This is a genomic window from Vibrio sp. 10N.222.46.A1 (assembly GCF_041473595.1).
GTDB classification, from domain to species: Bacteria; Pseudomonadota; Gammaproteobacteria; order Enterobacterales; family Vibrionaceae; genus Vibrio; species Vibrio tasmaniensis_A.
This window is the reverse complement of the sequence record NZ_JBFRSN010001494.1, coordinates 1-604: the sequence shown is the minus strand read 5'-3', so window position 1 is coordinate 604 and position 604 is coordinate 1. Positions and strand designations below refer to the sequence as shown.

At 42.5% G+C, this 604-nt stretch carries 1 protein-coding gene; it reads left to right on the top strand.

Features of this window, described 5'->3' with window-relative positions:
• Positions 1 to 331: cation:dicarboxylate symporter family transporter (locus AB4496_RS27610; protein ID WP_372133184.1), on the top strand; the 331-nt coding region annotated here is incomplete at its 5' end.
• Positions 332 to 604: the final 273 nt, after the last annotated feature.

Sequence of the window (604 nt, the reverse complement as noted above, 5' to 3'; positions counted from 1 at the left end):
TTACCCTGCAATGCTTGCAGTTATGGTTGCGCCTACGGTTGGTATCGACCCAATGGACATTAACTTCATTCTGTCTCTGATTGCTATTATCACAGTGAGCTCATTTGGTATTGCCGGCGTTGGTGGCGGTGCAACTTTCGCTGCACTTATCGTACTACCCGCGATGGGTCTTCCTGTGACTATCGCAGCACTGCTTATCTCTATCGAGCCACTTATCGATATGGCACGGACTGCGCTTAACGTATCTGGTGCAATGACAGCTGGTACAATCACAAGCCGCCTATTGGCTAAAAAGGACAAGCAGCAAGATTTGGAACAAGCGAACGCTTAATGGGTTCGATTGATCCAATAACTTGAGTCTCGTTAAACAAAAACCGATGCACATGCGTCGGTTTTTTATTGCTTATTAGTTTTGTTTATTACTTTACGACCATCCACATTCTATAACGCAAAACTCTATATTTGTTCAATAGTACAATAAGTTAGCCATGAAACATCAGCCAAACTGATATATGATGCACCGCTTCAATATGTCACATCATTCTGGCACCCGTTCGATAACAGGATCCTCATGAGCTTTATTATATTATTACTTCTTCTAGTC